This window comes from Enterococcus sp. LJL99, assembly GCF_054871725.1.
On the sequence record NZ_JBTXLT010000002.1, the window covers coordinates 26,464 to 46,450 of the forward strand.

General features: G+C 34.7%; 21 protein-coding genes. 19 read left to right on the top strand and 2 right to left on the bottom strand.

All coding sequences use genetic code 11. The annotated features are described in order from the left end of the window. Positions 1-16: 16 nt before the first annotated feature. From kduI to ACYSNW_RS03275, 3 genes are all read left to right on the top strand, one after another. Positions 17-856, top strand: coding sequence for a 5-dehydro-4-deoxy-D-glucuronate isomerase (kduI, locus tag ACYSNW_RS03265; protein WP_461743022.1), 840 nt, complete (start codon positions 17-19; stop codon positions 854-856). A gap of 15 nt (positions 857-871) precedes the next feature. After that, complete coding sequence (locus ACYSNW_RS03270; protein ID WP_461743023.1) at positions 872-1,675, top strand: gluconate 5-dehydrogenase; 804 nt, start codon at positions 872-874, stop codon at positions 1,673-1,675. A gap of 123 nt (positions 1,676-1,798) precedes the next feature. After that, positions 1,799-2,635, top strand: coding sequence for a hypothetical protein (locus tag ACYSNW_RS03275; protein ID WP_461743024.1), 837 nt, complete (start codon positions 1,799-1,801; stop codon positions 2,633-2,635). A 452-nt stretch (positions 2,636-3,087) separates the two neighbouring features. Here ACYSNW_RS03275 and rnhC read toward each other — a convergent pair whose 3' ends face one another. Then, entirely contained in the window at positions 3,088-4,017 is a 930-nt protein-coding gene (gene rnhC / locus ACYSNW_RS03280) for a ribonuclease HIII (protein WP_461743025.1), read from the bottom strand. Between the two features lie 288 nt (positions 4,018-4,305). Here rnhC and rimP point away from each other — a divergent pair, with 288 nt between their 5' ends. The 12 genes from rimP to ACYSNW_RS03340 all read left to right on the top strand — a co-directional run bounded on the left by rimP (position 4,306) and on the right by ACYSNW_RS03340 (position 15,915). Further along, a complete protein-coding gene (rimP, locus tag ACYSNW_RS03285) occupies positions 4,306-4,779 on the top strand; it encodes a ribosome maturation factor RimP (RefSeq protein ID WP_461743026.1) in 474 nt (157 codons plus the stop codon). 129 nt (positions 4,780-4,908) lie between these two features. Next, positions 4,909-6,138, top strand: coding sequence for a transcription termination factor NusA (gene nusA / locus ACYSNW_RS03290; protein WP_461743027.1), 1,230 nt, complete (start codon positions 4,909-4,911; stop codon positions 6,136-6,138). Positions 6,139-6,156: 18 nt separating this feature from the next. Beyond that, positions 6,157-6,453 (top strand): RNase P modulator RnpM, encoded by a 297-nt coding sequence (gene rnpM / locus ACYSNW_RS03295; protein ID WP_461743028.1) that lies wholly within the window; start codon positions 6,157-6,159, stop codon positions 6,451-6,453. Continuing rightward, the gene (locus ACYSNW_RS03300; RefSeq protein ID WP_461743029.1) at positions 6,446-6,748 is read left to right on the top strand and encodes a L7Ae/L30e/S12e/Gadd45 family ribosomal protein; all 303 of its coding nucleotides are present in this window, start codon (positions 6,446-6,448) and stop codon (positions 6,746-6,748) included. Before rnpM ends, ACYSNW_RS03300 begins: the two co-directional genes overlap by 8 nt. Before the next feature lie 12 nt (positions 6,749-6,760). After that, positions 6,761-9,289 (top strand): translation initiation factor IF-2, encoded by a 2,529-nt coding sequence (gene infB, locus ACYSNW_RS03305; RefSeq protein ID WP_461743030.1) that lies wholly within the window; start codon positions 6,761-6,763, stop codon positions 9,287-9,289. 38 nt (positions 9,290-9,327) lie between these two features. Next, complete coding sequence (gene rbfA / locus ACYSNW_RS03310; RefSeq protein WP_461743031.1) at positions 9,328-9,678, top strand: 30S ribosome-binding factor RbfA; 351 nt, start codon at positions 9,328-9,330, stop codon at positions 9,676-9,678. A 112-nt stretch (positions 9,679-9,790) separates the two neighbouring features. Then, a complete protein-coding gene (locus tag ACYSNW_RS03315) occupies positions 9,791-9,976 on the top strand; it encodes a hypothetical protein (protein ID WP_461743032.1) in 186 nt (61 codons plus the stop codon). 1 nt (position 9,977) lies between these two features. Next, a complete protein-coding gene (locus ACYSNW_RS03320; protein ID WP_461743033.1) occupies positions 9,978-10,205 on the top strand; it encodes a hypothetical protein in 228 nt (75 codons plus the stop codon). A 111-nt stretch (positions 10,206-10,316) separates the two neighbouring features. Beyond that, positions 10,317-10,844, top strand: coding sequence for an AAA family ATPase (locus ACYSNW_RS03325; RefSeq protein ID WP_461743034.1), 528 nt, complete (start codon positions 10,317-10,319; stop codon positions 10,842-10,844). A gap of 103 nt (positions 10,845-10,947) precedes the next feature. Then, positions 10,948-12,663: a DUF2264 domain-containing protein gene (locus ACYSNW_RS03330; RefSeq protein WP_461743035.1), complete on the top strand. Its 1,716-nt coding sequence runs from the start codon at positions 10,948-10,950 to the stop codon at positions 12,661-12,663. A gap of 298 nt (positions 12,664-12,961) precedes the next feature. Then, positions 12,962-14,125 (top strand): glycoside hydrolase family 88 protein, encoded by a 1,164-nt coding sequence (locus ACYSNW_RS03335; protein WP_461743036.1) that lies wholly within the window; start codon positions 12,962-12,964, stop codon positions 14,123-14,125. Positions 14,126-14,136: 11 nt separating this feature from the next. Next, entirely contained in the window at positions 14,137-15,915 is a 1,779-nt protein-coding gene (locus ACYSNW_RS03340; protein WP_461743037.1) for a glycoside hydrolase family 35 protein, read from the top strand. A gap of 15 nt (positions 15,916-15,930) precedes the next feature. Here the strand turns inward: ACYSNW_RS03340 and ACYSNW_RS03345 are convergent, their stop codons facing one another. Continuing rightward, positions 15,931-16,638: a GntR family transcriptional regulator gene (locus ACYSNW_RS03345; protein ID WP_461743038.1), complete on the bottom strand. Its 708-nt coding sequence runs from the start codon at positions 16,636-16,638 to the stop codon at positions 15,931-15,933. A gap of 229 nt (positions 16,639-16,867) precedes the next feature. On the opposite strand from ACYSNW_RS03345, the gene ACYSNW_RS03350 reads away from it, so the two are divergent. The 4 genes from ACYSNW_RS03350 (at position 16,868) to ACYSNW_RS03365 (ending at position 19,884) form a co-directional block, all read left to right on the top strand. Further along, positions 16,868-17,794 (top strand): PTS mannose/fructose/sorbose transporter subunit IIAB, encoded by a 927-nt coding sequence (locus ACYSNW_RS03350; RefSeq protein ID WP_461743039.1) that lies wholly within the window; start codon positions 16,868-16,870, stop codon positions 17,792-17,794. A gap of 26 nt (positions 17,795-17,820) precedes the next feature. After that, a complete protein-coding gene (locus ACYSNW_RS03355) occupies positions 17,821-18,624 on the top strand; it encodes a PTS mannose/fructose/sorbose/N-acetylgalactosamine transporter subunit IIC (RefSeq protein WP_461743040.1) in 804 nt (267 codons plus the stop codon). Continuing rightward, positions 18,617-19,420, top strand: a complete 804-nt coding sequence (locus ACYSNW_RS03360; RefSeq protein ID WP_461743041.1) for a PTS system mannose/fructose/sorbose family transporter subunit IID — start codon at positions 18,617-18,619, stop codon at positions 19,418-19,420. The genes ACYSNW_RS03355 and ACYSNW_RS03360 overlap by 8 nt, the downstream gene beginning before the upstream one ends. Before the next feature lie 158 nt (positions 19,421-19,578). Continuing rightward, positions 19,579-19,884, top strand: coding sequence for an antibiotic biosynthesis monooxygenase family protein (locus ACYSNW_RS03365; RefSeq protein WP_461743042.1), 306 nt, complete (start codon positions 19,579-19,581; stop codon positions 19,882-19,884). Positions 19,885-19,987 lie beyond the last annotated feature (103 nt).

Below are 19,987 nucleotides of genomic sequence, written 5' to 3' on the forward strand. Positions count from 1 at the left end.
GGAGAATGAATTAATTATGCAAAATATGGAAAATCGTTATACACACAGCCCAGAGGATATTCGTCATTATTCAACAGAACAATTACGTGATGAGTTTTTAGTAGAGAAAGTCTTTGTACCAGGTGAAATTAATTTAACTTATACACATAATGACCGTATGATTTTTGGTGGAGTAACTCCTTCAACAGAACCGCTTGAAATCGTTTTAACACAAGAATTAGGTGTAGACTACTTTTTAGAGCGTCGTGAATTAGGTGTAATCAATATTGGTGGTCCTGGATTTATCGAAATCGATGGTGAAAAAGAACCGATGAAAAAACAAGATGGTTATTATATCGGTAAAGAAACGAAACAAGTGATTTTTTCTTCAGAAGATCCAGCTAATCCAGCTAAGTATTATATTAGTTGTGTGCCGGCGCATCATAAATATCCAAATGTAAAAATCAGTATCGATGAAATTACTCCAATGGAAACTGGTGAACCGATTACATTAAATCAACGTAAAATTTATCAATATATTCACCCAAATGTTTGTGAAAGTTGTCAATTACAAATGGGCTATACGATTTTACAACCAGGTAGCGCTTGGAATACAATGCCTTGCCATACTCATGAACGTCGTATGGAGGCTTATGTTTATTTTGATATGGAAGAAGACACACGTATTTTCCACATGATGGGTAAACCTGATGAAACAAAACATTTAGTGATGGGCAACGAACAAGCAGCAATTTCACCTAGTTGGTCAATCCATTCTGGTGTAGGAACAAGTAACTATTCATTTATCTGGTCAATGTGTGGTGAAAATATCACTTATACAGATATGGATATGGTTGATATGAAAGACTTGAAATAAAAGGAGAAGATGAGAATGAATTTTACAATGGATAGTTTTCGCTTAGATGGAAAAGTCGCGCTTGTAACAGGTGGCGTTTATGGAATTGGTTTTGAAATCGCTCAATCATTAGCAGCAGCAGGAGCTACAATCGTTTTTAATAGTATTTCACAAGAATCTGTAGATGAAGGTTTGGCTAATTATAAAAAAGCAGGTATCGATGTTCATGGATATGTTTGTGATGTGACTGATGAAAAAGCAGTTCAAGAAATGGTTAACCAAATAAAAGCAGAAGTGGGCAGTATTGATATTTTGGTTAATAATGCAGGAATCATCAAACGTATTCCAATGACTGATATGTCGGCAGAAGATTTCCGTCAAGTAATTGATGTTGATTTGAATGCACCATTTATCGTTGCTAAAGCCGTGATTCCTGATATGATCGAAAAAGGTCATGGAAAAATCATCAATATTTGTTCAATGATGAGTGAATTAGGTCGCGAAACAGTTAGTGCGTATGCAGCCGCTAAAGGTGGTCTGAAAATGTTGACTAAAAATATTGCTTCAGAATATGGTCAATACAATATTCAATGTAATGGGATTGGGCCTGGCTATATTGCAACACCGCAAACAGCACCATTAAGAGAAACACAAGAAAATGGAGACCGTCATCCATTTGATCAATTTATTATTGGTCGAACACCTGCAGCTCGTTGGGGAGATCCAGTTGATTTGGCAGGTCCATCTGTTTTCTTAGCTTCACAAGCATCTGATTTTGTAAATGGACATATTTTATATGTAGATGGCGGTATCTTAGCATATATTGGAAAACAACCATAAAAAAGTTTGAAATAAAAAATAAACCGAACAATTCGAAAATAGTTTTTATTTTCAACATTGTTCGGTTTTTTAATAAGGAACTAAAACTAACGAACTGAAAACACGATTTTAGGAGGAAAATTAATGATTAAAATTGCTTTAGCAAATCAAAACAATCAGACAATTGAAGGAAAAGTAGATCATGAAAAGGAATTTGGTCCATTTATTTCTGAAGGAGAGGAAATGGCTGTTTTAGCTATAAAAGAGTATAACTACCAGCTCGGAGATAAAATTATTGTTGAGGTTCCAGAAACGGAGAATTATTTTGTTGCTCAATTAGATGAAACAATGGCGCCAACATTGGTTTTTATTCCAGGGGGGAAATGGGAATATGCTATTCCATTAACTGATTCTGCAAGAACTGCTTCTGTCGATACAGCCTTTTTATCGAAACGTCATCATTTATTTGTTAGAAAAGCTTATCCATTTGAAATCACAAATTATCAAAATCTTTCTTTGAATTCGCATGATCAAAAACAGTTTTCAGGTGCTTATCCGCATTCAAAAGCAAATGTTGAAACACGAGATGAAGCCGTCTTCTTTTCGAAAAATGCAATCGATGGTAAATACGGAAATGTTTCTCATGGTTCGTATCCCTTTGGCTCTTGGGGGATTAATCAGCAACAAGATGCGGAGTTGACACTTGATTTTGGACGTGAAATATTAACTGATACAATTCAATTAATGTTTAGAGGGGATTATCCTCATGATAGTTTTTGGACAGAAGTAACGCTAGTATTTTCTGATGGAACAGAATTGATTTGTCCAACGACTAATTCTATGGATTTTCAAAAAATTACTTTTCCTGAAAAAGCAACAACTACAGTGACTTTGAAAAATATGAAAAAAAATGAGGATGAATCACCATTCCCAGCTCTAACACAAATTGATGTGTTTGGTAGAAATAAAAAGAAGCGCTAAAAGAAAATGTGGCTAGGGTGGTTGGAACAAAAGTGTTTAGCTCCGAGAACCGAGTAGGTACGATGCATCATTGAATCACTACGTTCTTCGTGATTTATTGCAATAAAAATAAATTTCCGAAAATGACAAGAAACGCGAAAGGTTTCCTTTCGATGTTGAATGATTCCTACTTGGTGCTCTTCAAATTTTTGGTAACCGAGTAGGTATTGTGCAACATCAGCTCATTCCATTCTCTATGTTTTACAACAATTTCGGCTTATTTCCGTAGGAGCTGTTTTTGTACCACCGTTTATCAGGTCATAAAAAAATCGTTTAGAATCGAGCAATTGGATGAACTAACAGTTATTGCGTTTTTTCAATGAATGATGGTTAGGAAATTGCCGAGATTCTGATTGTTTTATGCCGTTTATTCGGTTTTAAAAGATAAAACAAAAGTGATTTTAACTTTTGTCTCACCCATTCATTAATTTCTTCGCTTTTTCTGTATTAGCAAAATGTAGTTTTGCATACTTATTTAATAACTCCATGTCACCAAGTTCTAAAATTTTGGCAGCAACTTTATCAGAAGCGGCTCCTGCTCCAGAAGGGACTTTAAATCCTAATTCCTTTGATTCTTTCTGTAGTTCGTCTAAAAAAGCAGCGCGACTAATAATTGATGCAGCTGCAACAGCAACGTGATACTGTTCACCTTTTGTAATAAAAGATAATTTTTCGGTTATTTGATTTTGTTCAGTTTTAACATATTTTTTAAAATTACTTTCAGGTGTGAACTGATCAATTAAAATTGCTTCTGGTTTAACTGGTGCTAATTCTTTTAATAGAAGAAAAATTGCTTGATTGTGTAGTGCTACCTTCATGTGAACGGCATTGTATTTTGGTTGGATTTCATTATATTTTTCAGGTTCGACAATCAATAATTTATAGGGAATTAATTCTTTAATCGTTTCTGCTAATTGGCAGATTTGTGAATCAGTTAATTCTTTAGAATCCCTAACGCCGAGTGCTTTAAGTTTCATAACCATTGACTGCTCGACATAAGCAGCGCAAACAGTTACTGGGCCAAAGTAACTACCATTTCCTACTTCGTCACTACCTAAAACGGATAGCTGACTGAAATTTGCTGGTAAAGTAGTTGAATTTGTATTAGATTTTTTCGTTTTCTTTGAAGTCCCTTGGCTTTTGCCCCATTTACTTGCTTCTGATTCAGCTGCAGCTCCCTGGAAAACAATTTTTCCAGAAGTATAAGCAGTAATCATTGTTCCGCCAACTTTTGCGGAGAATTCTGAATAAGGAATTTTTTTTCCTAAAGTATTTTTTTGATAGTATTGCTTCATTTTTTGCATCGTTTCTTTTGAGACTTTGATTACATGGGTTTCGTTCATAACGTTCATTCCTTTCCAGCTTCTTTTTTATAGTAAAACAAAATAGTGGAAAAGGAAAGATGAAGGGCGAAAATTAAGCTGAAATGGGCGAGAAACAAGGAGCTGTTGAGTTTTCAGAAAATATATGTTATGATAGTAACAAGTAATGATACCAGTTGTGAGTGAGCGGATTTCTGCTCACTCTTTTTGATGGGATACTATGAATTATCTCTTTTCTACTATTATATATAAGAATAAGACGTTTTCATTTTCTGGTAAGTTACAAAAATCTCGAAGGAGGCGAAAAATTTGAGTAGCGTTGTGGAAACTGTTACCGAGTTAGTCACACCAATCTTAGATAAGCAAAATTTTGAACTTGTAGAAGTAGAGTTTGTTAAGGAAGGGAAAAATTGGTTTCTCCGAGTTTTTATTGACAAAGAAAATGGGATTGATATAGAAGAATGTGCGCTTGTCAGCGAACATCTTAGTGAAGCGCTTGATGCGGTTGTTCCAGACCCGATCCCTCAAGCATACTTTTTAGAAGTTTCTTCTCCTGGCGCAGAACGTCCGCTGAAAAAAGAAAGTGATTATGAAAATGCGGTCAATGATTATATTCATGTTTCCTTGTATCAGGCAATTGATGGAGAAAAGCAATTTGAAGGAACTTTGCTCTCTTTTGATAAAGAACAATTAACACTAAAAATTAAAATCAAAACGAGAACAAAGGAATTAGTAATTGATCGGAAAAATATCGCGAAAGCACGTTTAGCAATTCAATTTTAAGTTCTTAACAATTAATTTAAAGTAAAAACTATTTTACGAACTAACCAATTTTGATCGATGAGTCAGAATTGGATAGTAAACAAGTTCGTTCAGCTTTCATTTAAATACCTGGGAGGATATGATAATAAAATGAGCAAAGAAATGTTGAATGCGTTGGATGCATTAGAAGCTGAAAAAGGGATTTCTAAGGAAATTGTGATTGATGCACTGGAAGCAGCATTAGTTTCCGCATACAAAAGACATTATGGGCAAGCGCAAAATGTTGAAATTGAATTTGATAACAAAAAAGGCAATATTCATGTGTATGCAGTGAAAGAAGTAACGGAAGAAGTCATGGATTCACAACTAGAAGTTTCATTAAAAGAAGCCATGGAAGTCAACAAAGCCTATGAAATTGGTGATAAGATTCGTTTTGAAGTAACACCTAAAGACTTTGGTCGAATTGCTGCTCAAACAGCAAAACAAGTGATTTTGCAACGTGTTCGTGAAGCGGAAAGAAATATTATATATAATGAATTTAGCGCTTATGAAAATGATATCATGCAAGGCATTGTTGAAAGACAAGACCGTCGCTATATCTATGTTAATTTAGGCAAAATCGAGGCTGTTTTATCTAAACAAGATCAGATGCCAAATGAATTTTATCAACCGCACGATCGAATTAAAGTATACGTATCGAAAGTTGAGAATACTTCGAAAGGACCTCAAGTATTTGTTAGTCGTAGTCATCCAGACTTATTACGTCGCCTTTTTGAGCAAGAAATTCCAGAAGTTTATGATGGTCTTGTAGAAATCAATAGTATTGCTAGAGAAGCAGGTGATCGCTCGAAAGTTTCTGTTCGTTCGAACGATTCAAACATTGATCCTGTAGGTACCTGTGTTGGACCTAAAGGACAACGAGTTCAAGCCATTGTTAACGAATTAAAAGGTGAAAATATGGATATTGTAGAGTGGAATGAAGACCCTGCAATTTATATTGCTAATGCATTAAATCCAGCACAAGTTGTAGATGTCATCTTTGATCCAAACAATAGCAAAGCATGTACTGTTGTGGTTCCTGATTTTCAATTATCATTGGCAATCGGTAAACGAGGTCAAAATGCACGTTTAGCTGCAAAATTGACTGGATTCAAGATTGATATTAAACCTGAATCTGAAATGGAAAATTTCTATGCGGAACAAGCTACTGAAGAAGAAGTCGTTGAGGAAGAAAGTTATGATGAAGCAATCGTGGAATCAGCGATGACAGCTGATGACTACGAAAATGTTGAAGCAGAACATTTAGAAGCTCAAGTTACTGAAAATGACGATCTAGTAGATGAAGACGTTGATGATCTCGAAGATCAAGAAGAAGTCTAGTCGTTTGGAGGGAACAATATGAAAAAAAGAAAAATCCCAATGCGTAAATCAGTGGTTTCTGGAGAAATGAGACCTAAAAAAGAATTGATCCGTATTGCTCGTTCAAAAGAAGGCGAGGTTTCTATTGATCCAACAGGTAAAATGCCAGGTCGTGGAGCTTATGTGGCATTGGAACCAGAAGAAGTCCAAACTGCGTGGGATAAACGCATTTTAGATTGTATTTTAGAAGTAAAACTAACAGATGAATTTTACCAAGAATTATACGATTACGCAGAACATCAAAAAGCCCGTAAAGAGCTGTTCGGTAATGGATAAAGAAAAAGTACTAAATTTATTAGGTTTGGCTATGAGAGCTGGAAAACTAGTAACAGGCGAAGAATTGACTCTTCGAGATATTCGAAATAATAGCACGAAGTTTACCTTTGTCGCTCTAGATGCTAGTGAAAATACAAAAAAGAAAATCAAGGACAAGTGTTCTTACTATCAAATTCCCTGTGACGATTCATTTGAACAAAGTGAATTAAGTCAAGCGATTGGGCGTACAAGAATGATTATTGGCGTCAACGATCAAGGATTTGCGAAGAAATTGGGGGAATTAATCAAAGGTTAGGAAGGTGATTGCATGGGAAAAAAAAGAGTCTATGAACTAGCAAAAGAAATCAATCAATCAAGTAAAGACGTTGTAGAAAAAGCGCAAAAATTAGGTTTAGACGTTAAAAACCATATGGGCGCTCTTTCATCTGATGAGGAAAGCAAAATTCGTCAGTCGTTTGGAAAAAATTCCAATGCACCAAAAAGTGCGCCAGCTTCACAAAAGCCGCAACAACGTACTGTACAAACACAAAACAAACAGACAACAAAACCAGCAAATCCGAAACCAGCTAACCAACAAGGAAAACAGCCAAATCAAGCAACGAATCAACAAAGAACAACAAATAATACGAATAGACCACAACAAACAGGTCAAAAACGTCCTCAAAATGGACAAAACCGTGGAGGGCAGGGGAACATTACGCAGAATAATCAGAATCGTCAATCAAACCAAGGACAACAAAATAGAAATTCAAATCAAAACCGTAACAATCAAGGCCAAGCAAATAATAATCAAAATCGTTCTACTAACACCAATCAAAATAGAACGAAAGGTCAAACGAATCAAAACCGTGCGACGAGTAACCAAGGATCTGGACAAAACCAAAATCAAAACCAAAACAGATCTAATAACACAAACCAAAACCGTAATAATAGTTTTGGTGGCGGACAAAATCAAAACCGTAATCGTAACAACAACTTTAACAATCAAAATCGTAATAAATTCAATAAAAAAGGTAAAAAAGGCAAGTATCAAAAAGAAGCGCCAAAACCAGCAGTTCCAGCACGTAAATTCCGTGAATTGCCAGATGTTTTAGAATATACTGAAGGCATGAATGTTGCGGATATTGCAAAGAAAATCCATCGCGAGCCAGCTGAAATCATTAAAAAACTCTTTATGATGGGTGTGATGGTTAATCAAAACCAATCACTTGATAAAGAAACGATTGAATTATTAGCTGTTGACTATGGAATGGAACCGCAAGAAAAAATTCAAGTCGATGTTGCTGATATCGATAAATTCTTTGAACCAGAAGCCGTTATTGAAGAAAATCTAGTAACACGTCCACCAGTTGTAACGATTATGGGACACGTTGACCATGGTAAAACAACATTGTTGGATACGCTACGTAATTCAAGAGTTACTTCTGGGGAAGCCGGCGGAATTACTCAGCATATAGGTGCTTACCAAATTGATATTGATGGCAAACCAATCACATTCTTAGATACTCCTGGACATGCGGCCTTTACAAGTATGCGTGCTCGTGGAGCAAGTATCACAGATATTACTATTTTAGTTGTAGCTGCTGATGATGGAGTAATGCCACAAACAATCGAAGCAATCAACCATGCAAAAGCTGCTAATGTACCAATTATTGTAGCAGTTAATAAAATAGATAAACCAGGAGCTAATCCTGATCATGTAAAACAAGAATTAAGTGAACACGAATTGATTCCAGAAGAATGGGGCGGAGACACGATTTTTGTTAATATCTCTGCAAAATTCAATCAAAATATCGATGAGTTACTTGAAAATATTTTATTGATTGCTGAAGTGGAAGATCTTAAGGCAGATCCAACACAACGTGCAATCGGAACAGTTATTGAAGCTCGTTTAGATAAAGGAAAAGGTCCAGTTTCTACTTTATTAGTACAGCAAGGAACATTAAAAGTCGGCGATCCAATCGTTGTCGGAAATACATTTGGACGTGTCCGTGTAATGACAAACGACATTGGTCGACGTGATAAAGAAGCGGGTCCAGCAACACCAGTCGAAATCACTGGTTTAAATGATGTTCCACAAGCAGGCGATCGTTTTGTTGTTTTTGAAGATGAAAAAACAGCACGTCAAGCAGGTGAAGAACGTGGAAAACGTGCCTTACTTGAACAACGTTCGGTAAGTAGCCGAGTAACATTAGATAACTTATTCGAAAGCCTTAAAGAAGGCGAATTGAAGGAAGTAAATGTTATTATTAAAGCTGACGTACAAGGTTCTGCTGAAGCATTAGCTGCTAGCTTACAAAAAATTGATGTTGAAGGGGTTCGAGTTAAAATCGTTCACTCAGCTGTTGGTGCAATCAATGAAAGTGATGTAACGCTTGCTGCAGCAAGTAATGCAATCATCATTGGATTTAATGTTCGTCCTACACCACAAGCAAAACAACAAGCGGAACAAGAAGAAGTCGATATTCGTCTACACCGTATCATTTACAAAGCAATCGAAGAAATTGAAACAGCAATGCAAGGGATGCTTGATCCAGAATTTGAAGAAAAAATCACAGGTCAAATGGTGGTTCGTGAACTTTATAAAGTATCAAAAGTCGGTACAATTGCTGGTTGTTATGTAACAGAAGGCTTGATTCGCCGTGATAGTGGTGTTCGTGTTATCCGTGATGGAATTGTTATTTATGAAGGTAAATTAGCCAGCTTAAAACGTTTCAAAGACGATGCCAAAGAAGTAAAACTTGGCTTTGAATGTGGAGCAATGATCGAAAACTTCAATGACTTGAAAGTAGATGATGTCATCGAAGGATTTGTTATGGAAGAAGTCAAAAAATAGTAGTAAAATAGAATTGTAGAAGAAAGAAGGGGAAACATATGGCAAATTATCGCGATCGTCGAGTGGGTCAAGAAATCATGCGAGAAATCAATGATATATTGCGCAAACGTGTGAGGGACCCTCGAGTACAAGGCATCACGATTACAGATGTTCGTGTGACGGGAGATCTTCAACAAGCTAAAATCTATTATAGCTTACTATCAGATTTAGCTTCTGATCAACAAAAAGCACAAGAAGGCTTAGATAAAGCTAAAGGATTGATCCGCAAAGAATTAGGACAACGGTTAACACTTTACAAAACCCCTGAACTGATTTTTGAAAAAGATGAATCTGTGCAATATGGCAATCATATTGATGATTTGATTCGTAAGTTAAATCAAGATAATTAATGAATTGAGAAACCTTGAATTTTGAGGTTTCTCTTTTTTTTTTTGAAAATCACTAAATAGTTGATCAAATTGTTTTTATGATATACTTAAGTAAAAGAAAAGAGAGAGTCCAATGAAAAAATGGTATCGTAAAAAAATATTTCTTATTCCTTTTTCTGTTATTATGGGGTTGCTTGGTTTTGGAGTGTGGTTTGGAAGTTTATTAGGAGTCAGTCTGGATGATGAGTTTAACAAAGATTATTACAAAAATAAAAAAGAACCACTTTTCAAAAAAGAAAGTGATAAGGGAGGAAATTAAAATGGAAGAATCAATTTTTTTTAATTTAGGAAATGCAATTGCCTCGAAAAGTGACCCAAAAGAATTAGTTAGAGAAGCTCAAATTGCTAAGGATAATCGCAAATTACCTGGCAAAATGGTGATAGTAAAAGATGAAAAAACTGGTTCTCATATTTTATTTGAGTTGAATGATCAAGAGGAACAATCTGAACATACACAAAAATTTAAAATTAAAAAAGTAATTGATTAAAAATCAACGACACTAATTAAATAGTATAATAAAAGTAGAACAGTTAGTACTTTATCAAGAAAAGATACCTCTGTTTTACTTTTTTTTTGAAAAATTTAAAGGAGTGATTAGATGATTATTTGGATAAATGGCGCTTATGGTGCTGGTAAAACAACCATTGCGGAAATCTTAAATAAAAAAATAACCGGATCTTTCCTTTATGATCCGGAAAATTTAGGTGATTTCTTCCGACATAACTTACCAAAATCAATTCAGAAGATGGATTTTCAATATTATTCAGAGTGGATTGAGTGGAATTTTTACATTATAGAGAAAATTTATACGGAATATGATGGAGACATTATTATTCCAATGACGATTTATGAAGAACCAGCGTATGATCTGTTAATCAACAGACTAAAAAATTCTGAGTTATCCTTTTTGCATGTTCAACTAGAAGTTGATAAAACAGAGGTAATCGCACGTATACAAGAAAGAAATGAGGAACTGATTCAGTGGGCTGAATCAAAACTAGATCAAATCATTACTAATTTTAAAAAAATTCCGAGGGAGGATAAAATTTCCAATATGTCAATTTCACCTAATGAGGTTGCTGATTTAATTATAAAGAGAGCAAGACAAAGAAACGATACTTTCTAAAAAAGTATTCAGACAAAATAGAATTGCAGTAATTTTTATGTTATCATAATAACATGTTAAGTTTTATTACTTCTAAACAAATTAAAGTAGGTGCTTATATATAATGAATAAAAATAAGTTTCTTAATCAGCAAGATTATGTTTTAGCATTAGAAGAATTAATGGAACCGATTCGTCAAAAAATTATAAATGAAAAAAAATCTGGGATTCATTTAGGAACTAGCGGAGCGGTTTACGATCCTAACAGAGCAGAAATGGAAGCGCTAATTCGACCTTTGTGGGGGCTTGCCCCTTTGTGGACAATCAAAGATGATGAACAATTGAAAGCTTCATATATAAAGAAAATAAGTCAAGGAACGGATCCAGAATCTGCTTTCTTTTGGGGAGAAGTAGAAGATTATGATCAATATATTGTTGAGATGACAGCAATCGTTTTAACAATTTTATTGAATCAACAAAATTTTTGGGAATTTTTTAACTCTAAAGAACAGTCAAATGTCTTAAGGTGGCTTTCAAGTGCTCTTGACCTCAAAATACCAAAGAATAACTGGACTTTTTTTAAGGTATTGATTCGCGTTACACTTTTTAAATGTGGCGGGATTTTAGATGACGAGGCATTATCAGCAGAGAAAAGTTTAATTGATTCTATGTATGTCGGTGATGGTTGGTATACAGATGGTTCACCTAATCAAAGAGATTATTATATAGCGTTTGCCTTCCATTTTTATGGCTTGATTTATTCAGTTTTTATGAAGGAAGAAGATTCTGAATGGTCTCAAACTTTGAAAGAACGGGCGAAATTATTTGCTCAAGATTACATTTATTATTTTGATAATGAGGGAGAAGCCTTGCCATTTGGTCGTAGTTTAACTTATCGATTTGCTCAAGGATCTTTCTTTTCTGCGCTTGTTTTTGCTAATGTAGAAGCAATTCCTTGGGGACAAATAAAACAAATTCTGGCTGCTCATATGAAGAAATGGTTAAGTCATCCTATTTTTACTAATGATCAATGTCTTTCTATCGGTTACCATTACGAAAATTTAGTAATGGCTGAAGGATACAATGCGCCAGGATCTCCTTATTGGTCTTTCAAAACTTTTTTATTACTGGCCGTTCCAAAAGAACATCCATTTTGGGCTGCGCAACCAACTAGCATATCAAAAGATCCTGTTCGTAAGGTAGAACAAGGGCAAATGTTATTACTTCAAGCAGATTCGGGTGTCCATTTATTGGGGTATCCAGTTGGTCAATTGATTCAAAATCAAGCACATGCGGCAGCCAAATATAGTAAATTTGTCTATTCTTCAAAATTTGGATTTAGTGTTTCTAAAGCTGCTATGAGGTATGAAGAAGGAGGCTTTGATAATGTACTGGCTGTTTCTTTAGATGGCTCCTACTATCGAAGTAAAGAAGCGACTGAAAACGAACAATTAGCAGAAAATCATGTTTCGTATTGTTGGTCTCCGTTTAATTCGGTGAAAATAAATACTGAAATTTATCCATTTGATCAGTGGCATGTCCGAGTTCATACAATTGAAACGACTACTGAGTTATTTCTAAAAGAAGGAGGCTTTAGTATTCCACTAATTACCAAAAAAGCATCTAGTAGTGATTATGGAAGTGGTATTAAAATTGAACAGGGAGAACGAGCGTCTGTGATTATTCCTATTGAAGGATTTGAAAAGAGAGGGGAAGTTGTTTTCCCAGAACCCAACACATCGCTTTATTTTCCACGTAGCATTTATCCAAGTTTAAGTCAAAAAATAGCTCCTGGTAAATATCGCTTTATTTCACTAGTAGGAGGTATAGTTAAAAAATAAGGTATCAGAGAAGAAAAAAACTAAACATTATGCAGCTAGAAAAAAATGTGCATGATGTTTAGTTTTTTTGCTATTTCACGTACGAAAATGAATGTGTTATTCAACGATTATTGTTCATCAAACTGACTTCCTCACCCAAAAAAGTAAAACACTAGACGTAGTAGTTTTCAATTTCAGCCTACTTACGAGAAAATACTTAGTAAAATAAAAAGAAATTAAGCGGAACCAGTTGGTTTTTTATGATTTATAAGGTATACTTTTGATAAGTTAATATATTAACAAGTTAAGAGGGGATAAAATGAATCTCGAAAAAAACAAACAAAGACTAATCACAGCTGGGAATAAGCTCTCACAAGAATGGCTCGATAATCAATTAACATGGTGCATAAAAAAAATTGAGAAAAATATGGAGCGATTTGGGGATGATTTTCCTTCAGCTTGTGCAACAGATGGCCGTTACCGAATTAAAGGCAACGATGATTGGACGAATGGTTTTTGGACAGGTATGTTATGTCTAGCTTACGAAGCAACAGGTAAAAGAAAATTTTTAGATCAAGCAAAAAGAAATATTGATAGTTTTCAAAAACGATTAGATGATCACTTTGTTTTAGATCATCACGATATTGGTTTTTTATATAGTTTATCTGCAGGAGCAGTTTATAAAATAACAGGAGATAAATTAGCTGAAAACCAACTAATTGAAGCAGCTAATGTTTTAGCAAAGCGTTACCAAACGAAGGGAGAATTTATTCAAGCTTGGGGTATGTATGGAGATCCTAAAGAATACCGATTAATCATAGATTCTCTGATTAATTTACCGCTTTTATTTAGTGCGACAGAACTTTCTGGCAATCAAAAGTATGCTGAGATTGCTCGTAAGCATTTTCAAACATTAATGAGTACAGTGATTCGTCCTAACGCAACGACTTATCATACGTATTATTTTGATCCAGAAACAGGAAAGAAAAGCTATGGTGCTACGCATCAAGGGAATAGTGACCAATCGATTTGGGCTAGAGGACAAAGTTGGGCGATTTTAGGAATTCCATTGGATGAAAGCTACCTAAAAGAGCAACCGTTTCCAAGTAATTATCAACAAATTGTCGATGTTTTTATTGAACATTTACCGCAAGATTTGGTTCCTTATTGGGATTTTGATTTTAATGATGAAAACCCTTCTGCTAAAGATAGTTCATCATTAGCAATTGCTGCTTGTGGTTTGTTAGAAGCTAGTGAAATGAATGTCTATCCAGAAGCAAAAACGCTGGCTAAAGGAATGGTTTATCAACTAGGAGAATATTATACAACAAAAGGTTCAGCAGAAAAAGAAGGGTTACTAGATCATGGTGTTTATGCTTTTGCAGAAGGTAAAGGAGTAGATGAAGCCAATTTATGGGGCGATTATTTCTACCTAGAAGCCCTAATGCGTCTTGCTAATCCTGAATGGAATAGATATTGGTAAGGAGAGAGAAAATGCAAACGTTTGAAATTAAAGAGGACTTTTTATTAAATGGGAAGTCCATAAAAATAATTAGCGGGGCGATTCATTATTTTCGTATAACTGAAAATCAATGGGAAGACAGTCTTTATAATCTAAAGGCGCTTGGAGCCAATACGGTTGAAACTTATATTCCATGGAATATTCACGAACCTCAAGAGGGGACGTTTGATTTTGAAGGAATCAAAAATATCGAAAAATTTGTAAAAATAGCTCAAAGTCTAGATTTACTTGTAATTTTACGTCCTTCTGTCTATATTTGTGCTGAATGGGAGTTTGGCGGATTACCTGCATGGCTTTTAAAAGATAAACAAATGCGTTTTCGTTCAACTGACCCAGCATTTATGAATAAAGTTAAAAATTATTTTGATGTGCTTTTACCAAAATTAGTCCCACTACAAGTAACACATGGTGGACCTGTTATTATGATGCAAGTTGAAAATGAATATGGTTCTTATGGAATGGAAAAAGAGTATTTAAGACAAACGAAACAATTGATGATAGATGGTGGGATTGATGTTCCGTTGTTTACTTCAGATGGTTCATGGGAGGAAGTCTTGGATGCGGGTTCATTGATTGAGGACGATGTTTTTGTTGCAGGAAATTTTGGAAGCCGGTCGTTAGAAAATAGTAAAGTTTTAGCTGATTTTATGGAACGTCATGGGAAAAAGTGGCCAATCATGTGTATGGAATATTGGGACGGTTGGTTCAATCGTTGGGGCGAGCCAATCATAAAGCGAGAGGCTGAAGATTTAGCTCGTGAAGTTAAGGAAATGCTGTCTGTCGGTTCATTAAATTTATATATGTTTCATGGCGGCACGAATTTTGGATTTTATAATGGCTGCTCAGCACGTCAAAATGCTGATTTACCTCAAGTAACTTCGTATGATTATGATGCTTTACTTACGGAGTGGGGGCAACCTACTGAAAAATATTTTGCGGTTCAAAAGGCAATTAAAGAGAGCTGTCCGGATGTGTGGCAAGCAGAGCCGCGAACGAAAGAGCCCATATCGTTGGGGACATTTTCGATTGATCAAAGTGTGTCTTTAATGAAAACCAAAGAACGCCTGACTGAAGTTATTAAATCAACTTATCCATTGACAATGGAAGAGATGGGGACTGGCTATGGGTACGCACTATATTCGATGGTATTCAAAAATTATTTTCATGAGAGTAAGCTGAAAGTAATTGAAGCGAGTGATCGAGTTCAGGTATTTGTTGATGGTAAACATCAAACAACTCAATACCAAGAAACTGTTGGTGACGAAATCGATTTTATCGGGCATGAAAAGCAAGCAACAACAGAAATCGATGTATTAGTTGAGAATTTGGGTCGTGTCAATTATGGGTTTAAATTTAATAATCCAACACAATCTAAAGGGATTCGTGGTGGCGTGATTCATGATATTCATTTTCATCAAGGGTATGAACAATATCCGCTTGTCTTGGATCAAAAGCAACTTAACGCAATTGATTACAAGGCTGGAAAAAATACCGAACAACCTTCATTTTACCAAACAACGATTCAATTAGATGAAGTAGGCGATACGTTTATTGATTGTTCTAATTTTGGTAAAGGAATCGTGTGTGTCAATGGTGTTAATTTAGGACGTTATTGGAATAGAGGACCGATTTTATATCTATATTGTCCCAAAGAATTTTTGAAAATGGGAGATAATGAAATCGTCATTTTTGAAACTGAAGGTGTAGAAATCAAAGAAATTCAATTTTCTGATCGACCCATCTATCAATAAAATAGAGGTAGAAGCTTATTCGGCTTCTACCTCTATTTTAGTTTTGAAAAATTTCCAATGCTTATAGCTGATAATATACTCTGCTACACTTTTATCAGGTAAATAAGAATACTTAATTTGTTTAACAGCAGGCTCTCGGAAGCTTAAATGTAATAAATTCAATAGTTCTGCATCGTCAGGGAAAATAATTTCATTTGTTTCTAACGAAGATAGCGTGTAAAGGTCGATGCCAAAGTCAATTCTAATTCGATCATAAATACTATCATAAAGATTCCAGTCTTTAGAAATCGGTTCTTTCATCATTTTTTTCGGTAAATGAGTCATATGAACAAGGAAAGGTGTATCATCCACATAACGAACACGAACGATTTTATAGTAGGAATCAGTTTTTAACAGACCTAACTCTTTTAAAATATCAGCATCATTTTCTTCGGTTACTGAAATAACTGCTACATTTTCAGTATTCATAGGATGATTCTCGATATCGGAGAATTTTACATTTTGAGCGACTTTTGATTTTGATACAAACGTTCCTTTTCCTTGAATTCGATAGAGATAGCCGGCGTTAGTTAATTGATTAAGCGCTTTAACTGCAGTGATAGAACTAACATCATATTTCTTTTTTATATCTGACTCAGAATAAAATTTATCACCTGGAACAAAGTGATGCTGCTTGATTTGGCTTAAAAGATCTTGTTTGATTTGTTCATATTTTGGAATCATCTTGGAATATATACTCCTTTCTTAGGTATAATTACAATTAAGCATAACATGTCAAGTCAAGCATTACAATGTTTTGATTTACTTAAGATAAATAAAATGACAAACTTTATTTTAAATATATTAACATGTTAGGTTTACAATCAAGTTAGTCTGTGATATAGTAAGCATGTAGAACATAACATGTTAAGTTTTGGTACTCATTTTATTTAGTTGTATAGGAGGGAACGAATTGAAAAATATTGTATTAATCAGTCATGGAAAAATGGCAGATGGTGTAAAATCTAGTCTCGAAATGATTATTGGAAAGCAAGAGCATGTCTATGCGGTTTCGTTAAAAGAAGATGGCGATAATATTCAATTTGAGAATGACTTAGTTGAAACAATGAAAGCCCTTAAAGGACGAACGTTGATTATTTCAGACTTGCTTGGAGGAACACCATGCAATGTTGCAGTTAAAAATTATTTAGAAAATGAAGAGATTGATATCATGGCTGGGATGTCTTTACCGCTTGTGATTGAATCCGCTCTCAATTCTAATGCAACGACAAATGAATTGTTGAAATTGACAAGTGCAGGTATTGTTGATGTGAAAAAAGCGATGAATCAAGCGGAAGAAATAGTGAAGGAAGATCAATCATCAGAAAGTTTAAATCAATATCAGGAGTTTGCTGGACAGGCAAATATCGTCAACGTACGTATTGATGAACGTTTGATTCATGGACAAGTAGCAGGTATTTGGTCTACAAGTTTGGATACGCAACGAATTATAGTGATTAATGACGAAGCAGCAAATGATCCATTACAAAAATCGTCTCTTCGCATGGCGGCTCCAGCAAGTATGCGTTTATCTGTTTTACCTGTTGAAAAAGCAGCTGAAAATATTAATGCAGGGAAATACGGAAACCAACGCATCTTTTTACTCTTCAAAAATCCTAAAGATGTTTTACGCTTTTTAGAAGCAGGCGGGGTTTTACCAAACTTGAACGTTGGAAACATGAGTTATAAAGAAGGCGCTCGTGAAGTGACGAAAAGTATTCAAGTCTTACCAGAAGAGGAACAAATCTTTGAAGCAATTGCCGATAAAGGAATTACTATTACTGCTCAACTAGTACCAAATGATCCAGTAGTTGATTTTTTGTCAAAATTAAGAAATTAAACAAATTATATTAGGAGGAAAAAAACATGCACTTATCAGCGATACAAATTATTCTAATTACTTTGTATGCCTTTATAGCAATCAATGATTCACTTATTTCTAACACACTTACTCAACCAGCGATTGCTGGGATGATTTCAGGTTTGATCATGGGCGATTTAACAACTGGTTTAATGGTCGGTGGAACATTACAATTAATGCGTTTAGGAATTGCAGCTTTTGGGGGTGCTTCGGTTCCCGATTACTTTACAGGGGCAGTGCTAGGAACTGCGTTTGCGGTTATTTCTGGTAAAGGTCCAGAATATGGAATTGGACTTGCCGTACCAGTATCACTATTGATGCTTCAATTAGACGTTGCAGCTCGTTTTTGTAATGTTTACTTACTTCATTTAATTGATAAAGCCATCGATAAAATGCAAGTAAAACGAATTCCAAAACTTGTTTTATCAGGATCATTCTTATGGGGACTTTCTCGTGCCGTTCCAATTCTTTTAATGTTATTACTAGGAGATGTTGCAGTAACAACAATTACTGAGAATATGCCAGAATGGTTAATGACAGGTTTGAAAACAGCAGGTGGCGTTTTACCAGTTGTCGGGATTGCCATTTTATTAAGATATTTACCAACAAAACAATTTATTCCTTATTTATTATTAGGATTCTTCCTTGCTGCGTATTTAAATGTGCCAATGATGGGTATTTCAATCGTTGGTGTGGTAGCAGCAATCTTAGTATTTAAAAAAGATAGCGATAAAGCCACTGCAGTAGCAAACAATCAATCAGCAGTAACTACATCAACATTTGAAGGGGGATATGGTGAAGATGAGTAAAAGCAAAGCAATTACTAAAGAAGAATTAAATCGTATGAGTTGGCGTTATATCTTAGGAAGCCAGTTAAACTGGAACTATGAAAGAATGATGAGCTCAGGTTATCTATATGGTATTTTACCAGCCTTGAAAAAGTTTTATGGAGATGATGATGAAGTTTTTCAAGATATGATGCGTACACATAATCAATTCTTTAACACAAATGCAATTTTTGGGAATTTGATTATGGGGATTGATATTGCGATTGAAGAAAAAGATGGCTATAAAGCTAAAGATACAATCGTAGCTTTGAAAACAGCCTTGATGGGTTCTTTAGCTGGAGTTGGGGATTCTCTATTCCACGTTATCTGGGGAACGATTTTTGGTTCGATTGCTGGAACATTAGCTCAAAATGGTTCAGTTGTCGGTTGTGTGATTTGGATTTTTGCTAATATCGCGTTATTATTTGGTCGAGCAGCATTGCTACCACTAGGTTATAAACAAGGGGTAAAATTAGTAACGACTTTAAAAGATAAACTTTCTGCTTTCACCAATGCAGCTACTGTTTTAGGGGTAACCGTTATTGGTGCATTGATTCCATCGGTTGTAAAAGCAACGGTTCCATTTGTTTATAAAAAGAATGGTGTGGAATTAGTAATTCAAGATACTTTGGATCAAATTTTACCAGCTCTAGTACCAGTCTTACTAGTTCTTCTAACTTACTGGATGCTAGGTCAAAAGAAATTAAATTCAACACGTGTAATCTGGTTCTTATTATTCTTATCAATCGCATTAAGTGCTTTAGGCATTTTAGGCTAGATTAAATCAAATATAAAACCTAGAATAAAACTAAAAATAGTTTTATTCTAGGTTTTTTTGTGATTAATAATAGTGAGTGATAAAGTAATGAAATTTTACTATGTATAACTTTTAAATAATTGAATAAGTGAAAAATAGTTAAGAAAGGGTTGGTTTATATGTCTAAGACAGTTTTTTATTGTTCATTCAAGCTAAAAAAAGACGCCTCTATACCGGATTTTTTACTTGCAGCAGAAAAATTAAATAATGAGTATATTTCTAAGCAAGAAGGATATATTTCTTGGCAGCAATTAGTTGACGGCGATACTTGGGAATATTTTATAACTTTTGATTCAATGGAAGCAGGGAAAAAATTTGAAACTAATTCTAGCAATGCAGGTGAACTAGCTAAGTCTTTTTATTCGTTTATTAATTGTAATAGTTGCAAAGTTAATTATTATACAGTCGAAAAAAACTACCAATAACCAATATGTATTCGGAACATAACTAGAATAATAGGATGAATTTACTGAAATAAATCAACCATCTGGTTGATTTATTTTTTTATCCTAATAAGTAAAATGAATA